General features: G+C 44.7%; 20 protein-coding genes. 10 read left to right on the forward strand and 10 right to left on the reverse strand.

All coding sequences use genetic code 11. From position 1 onward, the window contains the following. The first annotated feature begins 30 nt into the window (after positions 1-30). Entirely contained in the window at positions 31-1050 is a 1020-nt protein-coding gene (locus QE390_RS16950) for a thioredoxin family protein (RefSeq protein ID WP_307143016.1), read from the forward strand. 50 nt (positions 1051-1100) lie between these two features. Here the strand turns inward: QE390_RS16950 and uxaC are convergent, their stop codons facing one another. From uxaC to QE390_RS16980, 6 genes are all read right to left on the reverse strand, one after another. Beyond that, positions 1101-2525: a glucuronate isomerase gene (uxaC, locus tag QE390_RS16955; RefSeq protein ID WP_307143017.1), complete on the reverse strand. Its 1425-nt coding sequence runs from the start codon at positions 2523-2525 to the stop codon at positions 1101-1103. Between the two features lie 90 nt (positions 2526-2615). Continuing rightward, positions 2616-3167, reverse strand: coding sequence for a tetratricopeptide repeat protein (locus QE390_RS16960; RefSeq protein ID WP_106634798.1), 552 nt, complete (start codon positions 3165-3167; stop codon positions 2616-2618). Between the two features lie 4 nt (positions 3168-3171). Continuing rightward, positions 3172-3534 (reverse strand): MmcQ/YjbR family DNA-binding protein, encoded by a 363-nt coding sequence (locus tag QE390_RS16965; protein WP_106634797.1) that lies wholly within the window; start codon positions 3532-3534, stop codon positions 3172-3174. A 15-nt stretch (positions 3535-3549) separates the two neighbouring features. Further along, positions 3550-3741, reverse strand: coding sequence for a DUF6728 family protein (locus QE390_RS16970; RefSeq protein WP_106634796.1), 192 nt, complete (start codon positions 3739-3741; stop codon positions 3550-3552). Between the two features lie 83 nt (positions 3742-3824). Further along, complete coding sequence (gene ispG, locus QE390_RS16975; protein WP_307143018.1) at positions 3825-5837, reverse strand: (E)-4-hydroxy-3-methylbut-2-enyl-diphosphate synthase; 2013 nt, start codon at positions 5835-5837, stop codon at positions 3825-3827. 265 nt (positions 5838-6102) lie between these two features. Then, positions 6103-7320, reverse strand: coding sequence for a sugar MFS transporter (locus QE390_RS16980; protein WP_307143019.1), 1218 nt, complete (start codon positions 7318-7320; stop codon positions 6103-6105). A 400-nt stretch (positions 7321-7720) separates the two neighbouring features. Here QE390_RS16980 and QE390_RS16985 point away from each other — a divergent pair, with 400 nt between their 5' ends. Further along, positions 7721-8146: a 6-carboxytetrahydropterin synthase gene (locus tag QE390_RS16985; protein ID WP_106634794.1), complete on the forward strand. Its 426-nt coding sequence runs from the start codon at positions 7721-7723 to the stop codon at positions 8144-8146. Next, positions 8100-8798 carry a GTP cyclohydrolase I FolE gene (folE, locus tag QE390_RS16990; RefSeq protein WP_307143020.1) on the forward strand — a complete coding sequence of 233 codons (699 nt, stop codon included), beginning with the start codon at positions 8100-8102 and terminating at the stop codon, positions 8796-8798. Before QE390_RS16985 ends, folE begins: the two co-directional genes overlap by 47 nt. A 153-nt stretch (positions 8799-8951) precedes the next feature. Here the strand turns inward: folE and QE390_RS16995 are convergent, their stop codons facing one another. Next, positions 8952-9968 carry a cation diffusion facilitator family transporter gene (locus tag QE390_RS16995; RefSeq protein ID WP_307143021.1) on the reverse strand — a complete coding sequence of 339 codons (1017 nt, stop codon included), beginning with the start codon at positions 9966-9968 and terminating at the stop codon, positions 8952-8954. Positions 9969-10062: 94 nt separating this feature from the next. Between QE390_RS16995 and QE390_RS17000 the strand changes: the two genes are divergently transcribed. From QE390_RS17000 to QE390_RS17010, 3 genes are all read left to right on the forward strand, one after another. Next, on the forward strand, positions 10063-10611 hold the full coding sequence (locus QE390_RS17000; protein WP_307143022.1) for an NUDIX hydrolase: 549 nt from the start codon (positions 10063-10065) through the stop codon (positions 10609-10611). 185 nt (positions 10612-10796) lie between these two features. Beyond that, positions 10797-11444, forward strand: coding sequence for a LysE family translocator (locus QE390_RS17005; protein ID WP_106634792.1), 648 nt, complete (start codon positions 10797-10799; stop codon positions 11442-11444). A gap of 43 nt (positions 11445-11487) precedes the next feature. Further along, positions 11488-12933, forward strand: a complete 1446-nt coding sequence (locus QE390_RS17010) for a CapA family protein (RefSeq protein ID WP_307143023.1) — start codon at positions 11488-11490, stop codon at positions 12931-12933. Here QE390_RS17010 and QE390_RS17015 read toward each other — a convergent pair. Both QE390_RS17015 and surE read right to left on the reverse strand, forming a co-directional pair. Beyond that, a complete protein-coding gene (locus tag QE390_RS17015) occupies positions 12870-14447 on the reverse strand; it encodes a GH3 auxin-responsive promoter family protein (RefSeq protein ID WP_307143024.1) in 1578 nt (525 codons plus the stop codon). The two genes, QE390_RS17010 and QE390_RS17015, sit on opposite strands and share 64 nt — an antisense overlap. Before the next feature lie 201 nt (positions 14448-14648). Further along, positions 14649-15425, reverse strand: a complete 777-nt coding sequence (gene surE, locus QE390_RS17020; RefSeq protein WP_307143025.1) for a 5'/3'-nucleotidase SurE — start codon at positions 15423-15425, stop codon at positions 14649-14651. 91 nt (positions 15426-15516) lie between these two features. On the opposite strand from surE, the gene QE390_RS17025 reads away from it, so the two are divergent. Continuing rightward, positions 15517-16008, forward strand: a complete 492-nt coding sequence (locus QE390_RS17025) for a GNAT family N-acetyltransferase (RefSeq protein ID WP_307143026.1) — start codon at positions 15517-15519, stop codon at positions 16006-16008. Between the two features lie 39 nt (positions 16009-16047). Here QE390_RS17025 and QE390_RS17030 read toward each other — a convergent pair whose 3' ends face one another. After that, positions 16048-17019: a rhodanese-related sulfurtransferase gene (locus QE390_RS17030; protein ID WP_307143027.1), complete on the reverse strand. Its 972-nt coding sequence runs from the start codon at positions 17017-17019 to the stop codon at positions 16048-16050. 215 nt (positions 17020-17234) lie between these two features. On the opposite strand from QE390_RS17030, the gene QE390_RS17035 reads away from it, so the two are divergent. The 3 genes from QE390_RS17035 (at position 17235) to QE390_RS17045 (ending at position 19089) form a co-directional block, all read left to right on the forward strand. Beyond that, entirely contained in the window at positions 17235-17846 is a 612-nt protein-coding gene (locus tag QE390_RS17035; protein ID WP_106634787.1) for a deoxynucleoside kinase, read from the forward strand. 104 nt (positions 17847-17950) lie between these two features. Continuing rightward, positions 17951-18277, forward strand: a complete 327-nt coding sequence (locus tag QE390_RS17040) for a hypothetical protein (protein ID WP_106634786.1) — start codon at positions 17951-17953, stop codon at positions 18275-18277. An 86-nt stretch (positions 18278-18363) separates the two neighbouring features. Beyond that, positions 18364-19089 carry a DUF3891 family protein gene (locus QE390_RS17045; protein ID WP_307143028.1) on the forward strand — a complete coding sequence of 242 codons (726 nt, stop codon included), beginning with the start codon at positions 18364-18366 and terminating at the stop codon, positions 19087-19089. Position 19090 lies beyond the last annotated feature (1 nt).

Consider the following 19090-nt stretch of genomic DNA (forward strand, 5'->3'; position numbering starts at 1 on the left):
AACTTCAAACGATCAAATTTTCCAATCTTTATGCGGAAACTCCGTTGGGTTTTAGCCTTTCTTATTACCAGTACTTATGCCTTCGGGCAAGGCGTTAACTTTATTCCGGGTAATCTTCGGACGCCTTTCACCCAGGCGAAGACAAAGGGGAAATTAGTTTTCCTGGAAGTGTATTCGCCTACGTGTCACATCTGCGAGAGTTTCATTCCGACCTTCAAAAATGCTTCCGTAGGGAAAGCATTTAATGATCGGTTTGTGAGTTATAAGCTGGACGTTAATACGCCCGAGGCTCAGGCTTTTCTGGCGAAGCAAAACCTGTTTGTTCCGTCCTTACCTTTATTTCTGTTTTTTGATTCGAACGTGAAGCTCATTCACGCTCAAAGTACTGAAAATGCAGTACAACCCTTAGTCGCTCTGGCTAGTAAGGTGGCAGACCCCAAACAACGGGCTCAAAATTATCAGAATCGTTTTCGGCAGGGAGAACGTAATCCCAGTTTTCTGGCAGACTACGGGTATTTTAGCCGTATTATGAAAGATACGGTGAGTAACATTCAGGCCATGCAGGCTTATACGAAAGCACTCAAGCCTGCTGAGTATACGTCGAAAGCCGCGTTTACGGTTATCCAGAAGGTATTACTCGATGCTGAAAATCCCTTGTTTGATTACTTCATGACCCATTTGGCCTTGTATAAGTCGAAATTTCCCGCCGAAGATTTAAAGAAGATCGGTGAGTATATTGTCATGACGACGCTATACTCCAGCCGGGCGGCTACTATGAGTCCCGCACGAATTCAGAAATTGGGGTCTTACTTAAATACGCTGGGATTTGACAGAAAATCAATCGAAAATCGAACACTGATTCCTGAACTGAATGCCTTGATCAAAACCCAGCAATGGGCTCAGGTCATTGACCGGGTCAATCAGTACGAGAAGTTAGGAAGTCCGGGACCCGATGAGTTTACGTATTTGGGAAATTACTTAAAAGGTAAGTCACAGAACCCACAGGTAGTACAGAAAGCAACTATGCTGTTAAGCCGGGGTAGAAGATAACACAAACGGCCCGTCACTGCGGGCCGTTTGTTATGTACTCTCTTTCTCAATTAAAACTTGAAGTACTCTTTCGCATTGTTGTAACAAATGTTCTGAACCATCTGGCCGAGCCATTCGGTGTCGGCGGGTAACTCCCCGTTTTCAACGTCATTTCCAATCATATTACAAAGAATACGACGGAAATATTCGTGACGAGGGTAGGACAGGAAACTGCGTGAGTCCGTTAGCATTCCTAAGAAGCGGCTCAGCAAACCCATGTTAGACAGAGCGTTGATCTGCTTCTCCATGCCGTCCTTCTGATCCAGAAACCACCAGCCCGAACCCCACTGAATCTTGCCGGGTGTGCTGCCATCGTTGAAATTACCGATCATCGTCGCAAACACTTCGTTATCGGCTGGATTGAGGTTATAAAGAATGGTCTTGGCCAGTTTATCGTCGTTATCCAGCATGCCGAGGAAGGTGCTTAACGGACGAGCCTGCCCAAAGTCTCCGATGGAATCCCAACCCGTATCAGGACCCAACTGACGAAGCAGCCGGGCATTGTTATTCCGCAAAGCACCGAGGTGATACTGTTGCGTCCAGCCCTTTTCCCAGTCCATGATGGCAAATTCGAGCAACATGGCAGATTTGAACTTCAGACGTTCTTCTACGGAGGGTAACTGTCCGCTGCGGGCTTTAGCAAAAATCGTACGAATTTCGGATTCTGTATACTCAGCGGTGTACATGTGCTCCAGGCCGTGGTCAGACAAGCGACCGCCCAAAGAAGCGAAAAAGTCGTGACGCTGGCGGAGAGCCGCTACGTAATCGTCATACGTACTGATTGAACTATTGGAAACGCCTTCGATTTTGTCGACGTAAGCATTAAAATCCGACGGATCATCAATCGAAAGCATAGCCTTATCGGGACGGAAGGTCGGTAACACTTTGATGTCAAAACCTTCATTCACCAATTGCTGGTGAAATTTCAGATCGTCCGATGGATCATCCGTTGTACAAACCGTCTCGACGTTCATCCGGCGAAGCAGGTTCCGCACCGTGTAATCCGGCGTATTCAACAAAGCCGTAGCTTCCTCATAAATCTCTTTAGCCGATTGGCCATTCAGAACGCGATCAATGCCAAAATATCGCTGTAACTCCAGGTGAGTCCAGTGATATAAAGGATTTCTCATGGTATAAGGAACCGTTTCAGCCCATTTCTGGAACTTTTCGAAATCGGTCGCGTCCCCGGTGCAATAGCGTTCCGCCACCCCATTCGTCCGCATGGCACGCCACTTATAATGATCGCCATAAAGCCAGATCTGGGTCAAATTTGCAAAGCTTTTATCCGCAGCAATCTGATCGGGAGGAAGATGGCAATGGTAATCGATTATGGGCATTTCTCGTGCATAATCATGATACAGTACACGAGCGGTTTCAGTTTGGAGGAGGAAATCTTCGCTCAGGAACGGCTTAACAGAGAGTAATGTGGCGTTCATACGAATAGCGTTCTTTTCTGTCAAGACCTGACAAATTCACTCTATCCCTCAAAAAAGTTTCAAAATAAATGAAGATCGGCCCGATCCGGGTTATTTCTTCAGTCGCGTAGGAGAACCGAAATGCAATTGCAGGTAATGGGCGGCGTTTTCATCTCCCAATTGAGCGGCCTGCTCCCAGTCGCGACGAGCGGCGTCCATTTGCTGGAGGCGGTAACGGGCTTCACCCCGAAAACGGAGCACATTTGGATTTTCTGAACGCGAGTGCCAAACGGCTTTATCCAGTTCCAGAAAGGCCTGATCTGATTCGCCGAGTTCTAAATGCGAAAGTCCTTTGTAAAGGAAACATTCCCATTGGGTATTATCGAAAGAAGCGGAATGAGTGAAGTCGTACAGGGCTGAGTAATAGTTGCCGAGGTAATAATTACAAATGCCCCGGTAGAGGTAAGCAATGGCTGATTTAGGATAACGATCTACCAGCAAAAAGAAGTAGGCGTGAGCTTCTTCGTATTGCTTGTTCTTTACCAGATCAATACCCTCGCTGAAACGCTTCCGGTCCTTATCGGCGGGCGTGTCATGATCTTCCGTGAAATACCGAATAATCACGTAGGGAATGAATAACAGGATCAGGGCAATCGTTTCCATAGTTTCAATTGGGAAGCTGAGCTAGTTCAGCCTGTAATTTTCTGGGTAAACTGGATTTCACCAAGTCGTAGGAATGGTTGGTTAATTCCTTAATGAGCGTATCTGAACTTCCCACAGGACTCGTAACGGTATTCCAGTGTTTTTTATTCATGTGATACCCCGGCTGAATCCAGTCATATTGCTCCCGTAACTCCAATGCCCTTTCGGGATCGCATTTGAGGTTACAGGAGAAGGATTCGGTATCCAGTGGGGTTAGGGCAAAAACCTTTCCCATTACCTTATAAACCAAGGTATCAGGCCCGAAAGGGGTTTCTTCAGTAACGCCCTGCATACGCAGGCAATGCTCACGGAACAATTCTAAATTCACGGGGATGAATTTTTATTAACGAGTAAAAGCCCGTACAATCATCACAATCAAACAAAACAGGAACATCACAATGCTGATCTTGTTGATGCCGTGCATGAGTCTTAAATTGAAGCTATCGGGGCGAGAGGGGTCTTTTTTTCCGAAAACGCGAAAAAAATAACGAAAGGCTTCGCCCAGTTGAAATTGTTTTTTAATGCGATTTTCCATGAAATTCGTTTGGTGTTTTGAGTTTGTAGTTTTGAGTTAGAATTCTGAATGATAGAATACTATCTACCTCAAACCACTTTAATTTACTCTAAAACGGCTTCGGGTTCTTTCCAGACGCCGTCTTCACGCATAAGTTCAATAAGTTCATCGAGTGCCCGGTCGGCAGGGACGGAGCGTTTGACCACTTCCTGACCGCGATAAAGAGCAATCTTGTTTACGCCCATACCTACATAACCGTAATCTGCGTCAGCCATTTCACCGGGGCCGTTAACTATACAACCCATAATCCCGATTTTAATTCCCTTGAGGTGGTCTGTTCTTTGTCGAATTCGGGCCGTAGTGTCCTGTAAATCGAATAGCGTACGTCCACAGGAAGGGCAGGAGATATACTCCGTTTTGCTCATCCGGGTACGGGCCGCCTGCAAAATCCCAAACGCCAGTGAGTTTAGAAATTTAGCGTTGTTTTTCTGGTGACCAGCGGAATCAGTCTGTTTTAATAACAAGCCATCGCCTAAGCCATCTACCAGTAAACCCCCACAATCCGTGGCCGCGTAAAGCGTAGTTTGATCTACGGAATCACTGTGTTGCGTCCACTGGGTTACTACGGGCAAATGAATGCGATGTTGGGCTAATTTGAAGAACAAACGACGAAGCTCGGCCATCGCGTGCGTGTTCTTCGTTTCAATAACGAGAATGGCGTAAGGATCTTCCTGTAAGTAATTCAGAATATCTCCTTCGCAATCGCTGATTTGTAGTTTTATAAAATGAGTAGCCTGTAAAACGCTGCCACTCAGGATAGTAATGAGGTATTCCTCTTTAGTTAGTAGAGGATAAGTCCGACTCTGATCCTTGAGGGTATTCCAGGTTGTATAATCAATAATTTCTTTCAGGCCATTGGGTAACATGAAAGGAACGGGCCGGGCACCGGAATAGATATAATCAGCTCCGAGGTCGTTCATCGCCCATTTATCGGTAGCAGGTAAATAGAAATGCCCGATGGGTTGTAAATCAGCGGGTTCGCTGATGTCGATTTGAGAAAAATCGGCAATTACCCGGGGTACATTTTTCCCGCCAAAGTTTTCAACTTCTGCCGTTATCCGACGCGAGTAACTATAAGGATCGATGGGTATTACGTCAATCGGTTCGATGAAGGAGGCGGTTTCGCTGCGGTTGTTATAACGATCGACCAGCGTACGAGCCACGGGAATTTCAAATTCAGGATCTTCCGTTAAGCTTACCCGAACGGTATCTCCCAGACCATCTTCGAGAAGCGTACCGATGCCCATGGCCGATTTGGTACGCCCGTCTTCGCCTTCCCCAGCTTCAGTTACCCCTAAGTGTAGCGGGTAAGGGTTGAGTTTTTCCTCCTGTAACTTTTTGGATAACAAGCGATACGCCTCGACCATTACTTGAGGATTGGAAGACTTCATGGAGATAACGATATTCGTAAAATTCTCATCTTCACAAATCCGTAAGAATTCCAGAGCCGACTCTACCATTCCTACCGGGGTGTCGCCGTAACGACTCATAATCCGGTCGGATAAAGAACCATGGTTGGTTCCAATTCGCATGGCGGTGCCGTATTCCTTACAAATCCGAACCAGGGGAATGAATTTATCGCGAATCCGCTGAATTTCATCCTGATACGCCTGTTCGGTATAATCAATGATTTCGAAACGCTTTTTATCGGCGTAGTTACCGGGGTTAATCCGCACTTTTTCAACGAGACGAGCAGCTAACTCGGCAGCATTGGGGGTAAAGTGAATATCCGCACAAATCGGAGTATGGTAACCCCGACGATTCAGTTCTTTTCGAATATTATCTAAATTCTGAGCTTCTTTCACACTCGGAGCGGTAATACGCACGAGTTCACACCCGGCTTCAATCATGCGGATGGATTGTTCCACCGAACCCAGGGTATCCATCGTGTCTACAGTAGTCATGGACTGAACACGAATGGGGTAATCAGAGCCCATCCAGAGATCTCCCACGCGAACCTGTGTGGTGGGTCGGCGGGTATAGGAAGTTAATGATTGACTATAGGATGGGCCAGCTGCCATGGAATCAGGCATTTGAAATTCCGATTTTACTTGCATGTACTTAGATAAAAGCTCGTCCTGCAAAGGTAGTGGGGGGCAGGCGTATCCGCGAGTTATTTACTAAAAATATACCTGAATCTTAACGATCAAAACAGAAGAAATGTTCGATAGACACTTTGCAAATATTACCTCTGATTCATCAATTTCTTGTAGTAATGCTATAGAATGAATATTCGACCTTACGTAATAAATTACGCATTAATGAAAAAAGGCTATTTGAGATTCCTCAAATAGCCTTTTCTATAATTACTCTAGCCGTAGCTTACCAGGACTGTTTTTTGTGACCAATCAGGGCATAGAACAGGATGTACGCATACAAAGGGATAAGAAGTCCGTAGGCTAATTGAGGACTTACGGTATCAGTGAGGTAGCCATGAATAAGAGGAAGTAAAGCTCCACCCGTAATACCCATAATTAATAGTGCTGAAGCCAGCTTAGTAAATTTACCTAGTTTATTTAGGGCCAGAGGCCAGATGGCAGGCCAGATAGGGGCGTTGGCGAAACCAATTAAAGCAACACATAACACAGAGGTAAAGCCCGTAGTTAGCAATGCGGCAATAGAGAGTATAATGCCTAGGATCGCTCCAATTCGCATGGCAAGTTGCTGAGAAAGAACTTTAGGGATTAAGACAATACCTAGAATATATCCTGCCAGCATGCCATACAGGGTGTAGGCCGTAAAATACTTTGCTTCGTCGCTTGAAAACCCAATTGATAAGCCATAGTTAATGATGGTATCTCCTGAGATTACTTCTGCTCCCACGTAACAGAACAAAGCCAGAATGCCTAAGACAAGATTAGGAAATTGCCAGACGCTGGTACGAGTTGTGGTTACGTGTTCAGTAATATCATCATCTTCTTCAGACACTTCAGGAAGATTAGAGAAACGAATCCAGATAGCCAGAACGATCAATACACCCGTTAAAATCATATATGGTGTTACTACTTTTTCAAGTGTGGCCGAACTATCCGTAGTAGCATTCGATAACAAAAGACTACCGAAAATAAGCTGGCTAGTAATACCCGCCAGTTTATTAGCTACCCCCATAAAACTAATACGCTGAGCCGCACTTTCACGAGGGCCCAGGATGGTTACATAGGGATTTGAAGCAGTTTGTAGAATAGTTAACCCAATTCCAATCAGAAATAAACCAACGAGAAACAAAGGATAGGAAAGGGTTTTAGCCGCCGGAACAAAAATTAAGGTACCAACGGCCATGGTAACTAGGCCAAAAGACATGCCCATTTTAAAGCCCGTTTTCTTCAGTAACCAAGAAGAAGGAATGGCCATCAGAGCATAGGAGATAAAAAAGGAAGTGGCAACGAGGTTAGACGAGAACGTACTGAGTTGAAAAGCATTTTTGAAAAAGACAATCAACACGCTGTTTACCCACGTCACGAAGCCGAAAATGAAAAACAGTACACCAATAATAATCAATGGGCCCAGGTACGACTGCTGCGGTTTAGCTGTTTGAGACATAGAAAGTTAGATATAGAATAGGGAGTGTAAGTGCGTTAAGCAGTTGATAAAAGTTCGTGAATTTATAAATAATTTTAATAATTACCTGCATCCAAATGATTGATCTACCAAATATGGTTTGGATTTTATTACAAAAAAGAGGGTAAGCAATTAGTTTTTAAGGGATATGGGCAAATTTTACTGAAAAATGATTCGCAAAACTTTGTGGTTGGAACAATTCACCTAACTCATCTTCACGAAAGACTTTTTTGCTTTTTATCGAAAGAAAGGAACATTTGTTCAAAGAGTTCAGTTTCTTTGACACAAGAATTGCTCTTTCCTCGAATGGCCGGGCGTTGCTGACAAACTTTCAGACGGCCTCCCATTCAAAGAAACACTAGTAGACAGAAGCCTGTACCTTATGGAAGAAAAGAGAGTTGCCGTGTTCCGAAAGGAACATTTTAATGCTGCTCATCGACTGCATAATCCCAATTGGTCGGATGAAAAAAATAAAGCAGTATTTGGCCTCTGCAATAATCCGAATTATCACGGGCACAACTATGAACTTATTGTGCAGGTGACGGGCTCTGTTGACCCGGAAACCGGATATGTTGTCGATTTAAAATATTTGTCCGATTTAATCAAAACGCACGTGAGTGATCGTTTTGACCATCAGAACTTAAATCTGGACACTGAAGAATTCGCTCAACTCAACCCAACGGCTGAGAATATAGCCATTGTTATCTACGACAAGCTTCGGGCCGAGCTCGATTCAAAGCTTGACTTAAAAATTCGTCTGTATGAAACCGAACGAAATTTCGTTGAATACCCTGTTGTCGGATACTAAGATTACGTTTTCTGATGAAGAACTGGGGGAAGACCACATTGCTACCTCCGTTGATACCCCCCTTCGGGCCGACGCCTTTGAATTGTCCGATGATGAAAAAATCGAAAAGATTCAGGAGCATTTTCGCGAAATCATGTTGACGTTAGGTCTTGATTTGAATGATGATAGCCTGAAAGGCACGCCCAAGCGAGTAGCCAAAATGTACGTAAAGGAAATTTTTAGTGGTTTAGACCCTAAAAATTACCCTTCTACGACGCTTTTTGATAACAAGTATCGCTATCAGGAGATGCTGGTGGAGCGGGACATCCAGTTTTATTCTAACTGTGAGCACCACTTTGTGCCTATTATGGGAAAAGCTCACGTGGCCTATATCTCGAACGGTAAGGTCATTGGTCTTTCGAAACTGAACCGCCTGGTGCAGCACTTCGCCAAACGTCCACAGGTTCAGGAGCGGATGACGATGCAGATTGCTCGTGAATTACAACGTGTATTAGGTACAGAAGACGTAGCGGTAGTCGTTGACGCCAAACACCTTTGCGTTTCGATGCGGGGTATTGAAGATCCTACTTCTTCCACCGTTACCTCTTTCTACGGAGGTAAGTTTGAGGAAGAAAGCAAAAAGCAGGAATTCCTGAAGTACTTACAGCTTTAATGCTTATATAGCTAACCATAGGTTCAAACCTATCGGGATGTTCGTGTGCTCGTTAGCTGTGGCCTAAGAAGTTCATATACAAAAAACGCCTCCCAAAAGTACCTAACTTTCTAGAGGCGTTTTTTGTTAATTGACAGAGGCTTAATCCCTGACCTACTGCTGGTTATCGGCTTTGTTCTCATCCAGTGCCAGAAGGAAATGCTTCTGATTTAACACCAGATTTTCCCGATTCCACTTAATCTCTTTCATGCAGGGATACTGACGTACGGGACAGTTTTTCAACTGACAATGATGACAACAGGCGGGCAAACAGGGGTCTACGTGAATGAACACTTCAACTCTGGAGTTAAATTCCAGGTCAACAATAGCTTCTACTTCATGCACGGCTGTATGTACCTTTTCCAGATCCCAGTAATACGGTAAGGTCAGGTGACAGTCAATGTGTAAATCGGCTCCGTAATGCTGGATTCTGAGATTATGGATGTCAATCCAGTATTCTTTCCGGTGCTCTTTCAGAATTTCTACGACTCGCTTCACGGTGGCATCGTCTGCTTCGTCCATTAAACCCGCTGCCGATTTTCGGGCAATTTGGAATCCATTGAAAATCAGAATTACGCCAAACACAATCGATATCAGGCGGTCGAGCCAGAGGAAGCCGGATAACAAAACCAGGCCGATTCCGAAAAGCAGGATTAAAGTTGAAAACGCGTCGAGCTGTAAGTGCTTTCCGTCGGCAATAAGCGAAGGAGAGGACTGCTTTTCGCCTTCTTTCTGAACGTAATAACCCACGGCATAGTTAACCACCATCGTGATGGCGACGAGTAACATCCCCGTGTCGAGTTCCTGAAGGGGTTCAGGGTAAATCCACTGACGAATGGCCTGAATAATGATGAAAATTCCCGCAAGCAGAATCAGAACGCCTTCGAGTCCTGCCGAGAAGAATTCAATTTTACCGTGACCGTAAGGGTGATTTAAATCGCTGGGCTGGGAGGCCAGATAGACGCTGTAGGTAGCAAATCCGCTGGCAAGTACGTTGACAATAGATTCCAGAGCATCCGATAAAATGGCACTGGAACCCGTCAGCCACCAGGCTACAAACTTGAGTAGCATCAAAACGACACTTACCCCAAAAGATAACCAGATGAGCTGCTGTTTTTTACTTAATGACATGGCTTTAATAAAAAAATGCCCCCGTTCGTAAACTTGGGCGTGCAAAATTAAGGATTTAAATGCCGGAACCGCAGTCATGCCCTATTTTTGCAAGATGCAAAATGAACTATCCCCTTGGAAAACCGTCTCTTCGAAGGAGGTCTACGATAATCCCTGGATTACTCTTCGCCATGAAGAGGTTATTACTCCCGCCGGAACCCCCGGCATTTATGGCGTGGCTCATTTTAAAAATAAAGCCATCGGTATTATTCCTATTGACAACGAAGGCAACACCTGGCTAGTGGGCCAGTACCGTTACCCGCTGGAAGAATACTCCTGGGAAATTCCCATGGGGGGCGGAAGCATCGATGTGGACGTCTTACTTTCCGCTCAACGTGAATTGAAGGAAGAAACCGGACTCATGGCTCAGAAATGGGAAATGATTGGTCGCATCCATACCTCTAACTCCGTAACGGACGAAGAAGGTTTCATTTTTGTGGCAGAAAATCTGGAACAGGGCGAAACCGAATTTGATGAAACGGAAGTATTACAAATCTGGAAGTTACCTCTCACGGAAGCCGTTGAAATGGTCATGAATAATAAAATCACCGATTCTCTCAGTGTATACGGCTTGTTAAAAGTAGCTCGTTTGAGAGGCGTTTGATTAGGTTTGGAAAGTTAGAATGTTTGAACACGTTTGATGATCTAAGTTTGAAGAGGTTTGAAAGTTAGATTTCGTTGGAGTGATTACTATCAAACTCACTTCAGACGTTCAAACCTCTTCAAACAACCTCAAACTTTATCAAACCATTTATAAGCTTACGATTTATAGAAATTATCCTCTACTAAATGACTTTACAGTTCTGGGAAGCTCTTTTTTTCGGATTCTCGTCCGGCTTTGTGATGTGCATCACTTTAGGAGCAGTGTTCTTTTCATTAATCCGTAATAGCCTGGACTACGGCTGGAAAAGCGGATTACGGATTTCTACGGGAGTCATCGTTTGTGATTCGATTTTCATTTTTGTTGCCTTAACGGGGACTTCGTTTATTCCAAACTTTCCTCATTTCGATACGTTTTTACGAATAGCCGGTTCCATCTTCCTGATTGCGATGGGAGCCAGTACCATTCGCAAAGCCAGTGCTCAAATTCCCGCTACGCAACCCAAGAGACGATTTTTTCAGTTTCTGAAATTCTTCGGCATTGGTTTTACCCTTAACGCAACGAACCCGGCGAACTTCATTATTTGGGTATCTGTATCTGCCTATGTAAAGGGAGTGCTCAAATACGAATTGGACTTGCGAATCGCCTATTTCGGAGCCTGTCTGCTAGCCATTTTTATGACGCAGGTAGCCATTGCCTTCTTTGCCCAGCGGATCAAGCGTTTTCTGAATAATACGGTCATTACCTGGGTAAATCGCGTAAGCGGGGCCGTTTTTGTGGGTACTGGCCTTTATTTATTCTATCGTCAGGTAGAAATCTGGATTAGTGCAAGCTAATAAACTGTGTTGATTCCTCGTTACCCTTTTATTAGTGTACCCCATGAAAGCTACTAATCCAGACGCTCAATCGTTTCCGGTGATGCCCTACACCCAAAAGGGCGAACGATTACTACGAAACCTTATTCGTGCCTATAAGCCTTTGTACTGGCTGAAAAAAAACACCTGGCGGAAACCCTTGCCTAATTTTGAAGAAAACCCGCGTTTATCGCCCTACAAGGGAGCGGCTTATCTGGGGTACAAATATTACATCGCTCCACCGGTAGAAGCTCAGGGAAATCTGGAAGAACATTTTCGTTCGCAAACGCTGGACTTTACGCCTTCCCCTGCTTTTATACCAGAGTCCCGTATTACGCTTACGGCTGGGGGTGATTTAATGCCTTATGAGCGAGTAAACCCATCCGCTACTCAACATTTGTGGGATGAAGTAGGCGAATGGTTCTTTGGGGCTGACCTGGTTGTAGCCAATCTGGAAACACCGATTGACACCGATAAACCCGCCTCCGCCGTACCAGAGGTAATGCTGAACGACATGCATTTCAACGGTTCCGACGAAATGTTTTCCATTTTTTCTGGAAATGGTGCGTATAAAGGGTATGATTTGCTTTGTACCGCAAACAACCACAGCCTGGATCAGGGAGAAGAGGGGGTTTTTAAAACCATTGAATTCTTAAAGAAGAAAAAGGTAGCCCACGTAGGAACGGCTACTGATGCTAAAAAGGCCGAAGAACCGCCAATTTTGGAGCGAAACGGTATTCGGATAGCCTTTCTTTCCTGGACTTCCAATCTGAATAAATTCGAAACGGAGCCCGGTAAAGAATGGCTTGCAAATTACGAACGCCTGAATCGGCCAGAAGCTGATCTCTCGTTCATACGTACTCAGGTCAAAAACGTACGTCAGCGGGGAGCCGATCTGGTGGTGTTTTTATTTCATACGGGGAATGCCTATCAGGCTTATCCTTCGGCTCATACGGTAGAAATCTATCATCGGGTTTTTCGGGAATGTGGCGTAGATATTATTCTCGGCAGTCATCCGCATAATCCTCAACCGATGGAGCGAGTGGATTTTACCGATCCATTTTCGGGTGAAAAGAAAGCGGGTTTTGCTATCTACTCGCTAGCCGATTTTGTGGCGTATGATATTTTCGTCTGGGATCGTCTGGTGCCCTTACTGAAGTTAACTATCGAAAAAGGGTCTGAGCAGGGCGTTCCTAAAACGCTTCTGACGAATGTGCAGGTATTACCCGTGTATAACTGGGGAGCCAAACCTGGGCAGCCGGATGAAATGCGTTTTCTGGACCTAAAAAAAACAGCCCGCCTGGTGCAAGACGGACTGGTTCCTGAATTCATGAGTCCTTTATGCGTGAAAGAACTCCGACATTTAAACTGGTTTTGTGACCGGCATTTTCTGCCTCGGCAAGCCGATCATTTATTAGCAGTGACGGAAGCTTCGTATCCTTTTTTGGATAAAAACTCTTCCCATTCCTGAATCATCATTTTGCGTAATACCCGGGGGAATTTGTGCTGACCGCCCATTTTCCCCTTCGACGCCATCCAGTCATAAAAGGTTTGGGTGGGTAAAACCGTTACCAGTACCTCTTTTAGGGCGTGTCGACGTTCAACGGCGTAATCGTCGTTGAGGTCCTTCAGTTTTTCGTCAATCAATACCTGCAGTTTTTCAACATCCACCGCATCGTCGGTACCGATGTACCAGTGGTGAGCAAACAGCGAATGGTAAGGAACACCAGCCACGGTAAACTCGGGTACCGAAATCTTCAGCTCATGGCAGGCTAATTCCAAAGCCCGGTTCATATTGTCTACCGAAAGGTGTTCTCCGCACATACTCAGGTAATGCTTGGTCCGTCCGGTGATGGTAATTTCGTAACGTTTTTTATCCGTAAAGCGAACGGTATCGCCAATGAGGTAACGCCAGGCTCCCGAGCAGGTGGAGATCAGCAGAGCATATTCAACGCCTTCTTCCACATCGGAAATCATCAAACTCTTGGCATTGGCCTTTACTTCACCCTCGCCGTTGAAATTTTCGTCATTAAAAGGAATGAATTCAAAGAAAATGCCCTGATTCAGAGCTAATTGCATGCCTTTGGCATCGGGACGAGCCTGATAAGCCATGAAACCTTCCGAAGCCAGATACGTCTCAATATACGTGATGGGTTTTCCCAATAGCTTCTCAAAGCCAACCCGGTAAGGCTCAAACGAAACGCCACCCCAACCAAATACTTCCAGATTCGGCCAGATTTCGTGAATGTGCTTGAGATTATAATGCTTAATGATCCGCTCCAGAAGTAATTGAATCCAGGCCGGAACGCCCACTACATACCCAATATCCCAGTCTTTTGCCTGTTTGGTAATCTCTTCGAGTTTGTGCTCCCAATCGCGAATGCGGGCGATTTCTTTGCCGGGCTTATAAAAACGCTCGAACCAGAAAGGAATCTGTGAAGCATTAATTCCACTCAAATCACCTTCAAAATACCGACCGCTGAACTTGAGGTCGGTACTTCCACCCAGCATGAGGTATCCTTTTTCAAATAGCTCATTCGAAAGGTTTTTGAATTCCGACAATGCCAGAATCTGACGAATACTGGTACGTTGCATGGCCTTTACCATGTCTTTGGTTACCGGAATGTATTTGGAAGCCGATTCGGAAGTTCCAGAACTCAACGCAAAAAACTTCACCCGACCGGGCCAGGAAACGTTCTTTTCGCCTTCCTTGGTCAGATGCCACCATTCACTGTACATTTTATTATAGTCGTGAATGGGAACGATCTTTCTGTATTCCTCATAAAACTGCTCATCCTTGCGGAAGAGAGCCCAGGAGAGGATTCGCTCAAACTGATATTTTTCACCAAAAGCAGTGTAACGAGCCTTATTTAATAGCTTAATGAAGGCTTTACGCTGCGATTTCAATCCATTGACCCGGCGACGGCGTATGACAGTTCCTGTCAACCCAATTCCTCTTTTCAATAGACTCCCAAGTACGGCCATAACTTAACTGGATAGAATTCTATAAACTTTTACGGATTAATCTTATGATTAGATGGTTTGATAAAGCGTAGTTAGAGCGTTGATAGAACCTTTCGGTTAGGTTTGAAAGTTTGAAACGAGTGCGGCAATAGCCTGCAAAACTTTTTCTAACTTTTAAACAACGTCAAAAGCCATCAAGCAGACGCTAACTTTCTCAAACGCTTATAAATCCCAGGATTTCAAGGCTTCCATGGTTGAATAAGCCGTTAAATCGCATTTGCAGGGAACGACGGAGGCATAGTTATTAGCCAAAGCCCACTCGTCGGTATCGGTTCCTTCATCAAAATTAACGAAATCCCCATCCAGCCAGTAATAAGGACGACCGTAAGGGTCTTCGCGTTGCTGGAAACTTTCCATGTAGCGAGCATCTGCCTGACGGCACACTTTAATACCCTTTAGGGGCTCTTCAGATTTCGCGGGAAAGTTCACATTCAGGGCTACATGCTTGGGTAAGCCTTTTTCCAGCACCTGACGAGCAATCGTTTGGATGGCTTCCACGGTGTGAGAAAAGTCGGCTTCGGGATGGTAATTCGCCAGAGAAAATCCAATCGCTGGAATTCCTTCAATCGCGGCTTCCATCGCCGCCGACATGGTTCCCGAATATAAAATGCTAATGGCAGTATTACTTCCGTGATTAATACCACTCACAACCAAATCGGGCTTGCGATCTTTCAGAACGAGGTGTTTTCCCATTTTGACGCAGTCCGCCGGGGTGCCAGTAGTTTCATAGGCTACCGCAGCATTTTCAAAAAAACGGGCTTTTTTAATACGAATCGGATGGTTAATCGTAATCGCATGGCCCTGACCCGATTGGGGACGATCGGGAGCAATGACGATAACTTCTCCTAATTCCTGCATGGCCTCAGCCAGTACACTAATGCCTTTGGCGGTAATATCGTCGTCGTTGGTGACGAGAATAATTGGTTTTTTGTCGGACATAAAACTAGTTAAGCGGGTCATTTCCAAGTTAGGATAACCCATTTCAATATGTAATTTAGAGGCAGAAATAAGTATTAATCAGCCCCTAGTCATGCTTCAAATCTCCCTTGCCCAGCCTTCGGATATTCCTGTTATTCAGGACATTGCCTTTACTGCCTGGAAGCCCACCTACGGGCATATTCTTTCAGAAGAACAATCCCGCTTTATGCTGGACTGGATGTATAGCTCTGAAACCTTACATCAAACTATGGAGGGTCATACGGTATTTCTACTGGCAAAAGAAGAAAACATCGCGATGGGTTTTGCTGCTTTTGAGCCCAAAGAAGGGGGTATTGTGAAACTCCATAAAATCTACTTTTTACCGATCAGCCAGGGCCGGGGGTATGGGCGGCAGTTACTGGATGAGGTTTCAAAACAAGCCGTTCAGGCCGGAGGCAGATACCTGGAATTAAACGTCAATCGAAGCAATTCGGCCCGTCAGTTTTACGAAAAACTGGGTTTTGAAATGGTTCGGGAGGAGGATAATTACATTGGAAATGGCTACTGGATGAACGATTACGTTATGCGTAAAAACCTGTGGTAATGAAATGATCCGGGAAAATTATTTCCCCGGATCTATCACTTATATTTTTTCCGGCTTAAAGCTACCCAGGGCACTTTTAAAGCCCATGGTTGGGGTATACTCTTCCGTCTTTTTAGGATAATAGCCAACGCCATTGTAGGGGCGTTTGCGAGGGTGTGCCTTACAGGCCTCCGAACAGGCCCCGTCCATTTCCCATCCGCAATTTTCGCAAATGGGCAGGTGTTCATTACACTCTGGGTTTGCACAATTCACCATTCGGCTCGTGGTCGTTCCGCAGAGGTGACAAGTCGAAATCACATTCGGGTTTACGTTATTCACGCTGGTGGTTACCCGACCGTCAAAGACGTAACATTCGCCGTCAAAGTTCTCGCCTCCTTCTTCCAGTCCATACCGGATAATGCCGCCATGAAGCTGATACACATTTTCGAAACCCTGATGTAATAAATACGCCGAAGCTTTTTCGCATTTAATACCACCCGTACAGTACGTGATGATCTTCTTACCGGAACCTTTCAGATGCTCAATTTCAGCCACGTGATCGGGGAGTTCGCGGAGGTTTTCCATGTCAAACGTAATGGCCCCTTTGAACTTGCCGACGTTGTGCTCGTAGTTCGAACGCATATCGACCAGCACTACGTCAGGATCGTTCAGTAACTCCTTGAATTCATTCGGCTCCAGATGAATTCCGGTTTCCTTCAAAGGGTCTACGGGTAAATCAGAATTTACAATTTCCTCTTTAACCCGTACATGAAGCTTGTGAAAAGCGTGCTGATCGTGACTCTCAATTTTAAACTGAATTGCCTGAAAACGAGGATCGGCATGCAGCCAGTCCATGTACTTCTGACAATCTTCAACGAGGCCGGAAACGGTTCCGTTCAGTCCTTCGGGAGCGACGATAACGCGGCCTAACAGATTATTCTCCAGACAAAAACGATGGTGTTCTTCCCGATACGCCAGGGTATCCTCGATGGGCGTATAGAGGTAATAAAGCAGGATTTGGTACGGTTTCATAAAGTAATTTGAAGCCACCTGTAACGTGGATCATTCAACTGCAAAGGTAAGGTATTTTGAGATAGACAAGATTAGAAGGTCCTTAAAGACGCGGTTCAAAACTAAAAAATCCACTTTTTTTTGCTGAATTTTGAACTACTCGATACCCCGGATGGTTGCTTCCTACCTTCGTCAGAAGTTCACCACATGAATTTAATTTTTTACTTCTTTCCCAGATGCACATTGCTGTAACCGGAAATATTGGAGCCGGAAAAACCACACTTGCCCGAATGTTGGCCGAACATTTTGGTTGGGAAGTTTTTTATGAAGCCGTAGAGAATAACCCATATCTCGCTGATTTTTACGGAGATATGGGACGTTGGGCTTTCCATTTACAAATCTATTTTTTGCGAAGCCGTTTTGATCAGGCCCGGCGAATCATGGAATCTACCAAACGTATCATTCAGGATCGTACGATTTATGAGGATGCTCACATTTTTGCCCGCAATCTGTATCATTCAGGATACATGAGTCAGGTGGATTATGAGACGTATTTCTCGCTTTTTCAAACGATGATGGATGTGGTAAAACCGCCCGATCTGATGATTTACCTGAAAGCTGATTTACCCAAATTATTGGGACAAATTCAGAAAAGGGGACGCGATTTCGAATTAAATATGAGTGTCGATTACCTCACAGATTTGAACAATCATTACGAAGATTTTATTCGTAATTATACGGATGGAAAGCTTTTGATCCTGGATGTCAATAACTTAGATTACCTGAATAGAACAGAAGATTTTGAATTTATTATCAAAGAAGTAGATCGGGCTCTGCTGTACGGGTAATGCACTTAAATGTGCTGGACTTGCTTTTTAGAATAGGGAGATAATTCTACAGGAATGGATTGAATCATTACCAACTATTTTCCACTAACTAAACCTGAAATGCCATGAGCGAGCATGTTGAAAACATCGATGAATTAGCTCGTATTAATCAAAAAATACTAGCTCAAGGAGAAAGCCTGCCAACGGTTCAATTGAAAGATGGAACCACCGTCCAGACGGGAACGATTGCCACGTTACTGCATAACATCAATCTGTACAATCTTTCAAAAAGTGAGAAAATACAGCATGAGTTAAAAGCTGCTATTCCTACCTTATTTAAAGTAGGTTTATTTGACTTATTTCCACCCGCTGAGTGGTTGAATACCAACAATGAGGGTCGGAAATTTGTGGGTAATGCAGCTATAGAGTATCTCCAGAAATTAGAGAATTAGACTTCATTATTACGAAACAATACCCGCTCCTGAGAAGGGGCGGGTATTGTTTTTTACGCATGTTCCCTAAATTATCGACCTATTTTATGATTGTATTACCGGCTCCTTATGGTTGGGAAGTAATTCATCAGCAGGCTCATGGCATGCTGGCGTTACAATTGGCTATGCAGTGGAAAGTAAACAAGCGTCCCGTTCGCTGGATTGAAACTTTGGTGGCTTTAACCGAACATGATGATGGCCAGGAACCCTGGGAGGACCGAAATCACCTCACGGATGCAGGAGCACCGCTCAACTTTGAGATGATTCAGTATTCAGTTCCGCAATGCATTAATGTCATTCAGATTGGTCTGGAGAAAAGCCGCTGGAATGCTCTGATGACTTCCATGCACATTTCGTTCCTCTACGAACCCAAACGAACCCAATCGTCTGAACTGGACCAGTTACTCAACGAACAAACCCGATTACAGGAAAAATGGCGTAACCATTACCACGTAGGTAAGGATGAGGTTACGTATGCGTACGCATTTTTGCAGTGGTGCGATGCATTATCCTTGATTCTATGTCAGAATCAGTTACCCGTGGATGAACGTCGGCTGGAAATAAGCAAAAGTCCCGATGGAGAATGTTCTTACGTTTTTCAACGCAAGAATGGTACCATTGGCGTAGAACCCTGGCCTTTTCAGAAACAGAAATTTACGGTTGAAATCGAGAGTTATCAGGTAGAAAAACTGACTTTTACGGATGATAAAGATTTGTTTAATACCATGCAGCATTCAACCGTAATAGACAAAAGCTGGGAATTCAGAAAATAGA

The sequence above is a fragment of the Siphonobacter sp. SORGH_AS_1065 genome, assembly GCF_030818595.1.
In the GTDB taxonomy this organism is placed as follows: domain Bacteria; phylum Bacteroidota; class Bacteroidia; order Cytophagales; family Spirosomataceae; genus Siphonobacter.